The organism is Myxococcus sp. AM011, assembly GCF_013372595.1.
Classification (GTDB): Bacteria; Myxococcota; Myxococcia; order Myxococcales; family Myxococcaceae; genus Myxococcus; species Myxococcus eversor.
Genome location: NZ_JABXEM010000642.1, coordinates 1 through 447, shown reverse-complemented (window position 1 = coordinate 447; position 447 = coordinate 1). Strand labels below are relative to the sequence as shown.

The window sequence follows — 447 nt, the reverse complement described above, 5'->3', positions numbered from 1 at the left end:
GTGCAGGCCGGACTGGATGCCCGCGCGCAGCGACGCTGGTGCGCGGGTGCCCTGGGTGGAGACGGCGTGCTTCGCCGCGCGCCGGAGCGCCTGGCGCAGCTGCATCTCCTCGTCCACCCGCGCCACGCAGGCGGAGCAGCCTTCCAGATGCGACTCCACGTCGTGGCGTTCCTCGGGCTGAAACTCGCCGTCGAGGTACGGGTACAGCAATCGCTCGAGTTCCTGGCAGGTCATAGGGGCTTGATGGACTCCAACCTCTGTCTAGCCTGCCTTCTTCCTGCGCCGGTACTCTTCCAGGTCCGCGGGCGCCGGCACCGGATCTCCATCATGCCGGAACACACCCTGACCCTGGGCATACTCGCGCAGCGTCTTCTGCAGCAGCTTGCGACCGCGGAACAGCCGGCTCATCACCGTGCCCACGGGGCACTCCAGAATCTCCGCGATCTC

The 447-nt window shown here is 67.8% G+C and carries 2 protein-coding genes; both read right to left on the bottom strand.

The genetic code is table 11. The features are described from left to right. The coding region (locus HUW62_RS47805) for an anti-sigma factor (protein ID WP_176438238.1) at nt 1–234 on the bottom strand (234 nt) is incomplete at its 3' end. Between the two features lie 27 nt (nt 235–261). After that, nucleotides 262–447 (bottom strand): sigma factor-like helix-turn-helix DNA-binding protein (locus tag HUW62_RS47800; protein ID WP_303626925.1); only part of this gene is annotated, 186 nt, incomplete at its 5' end.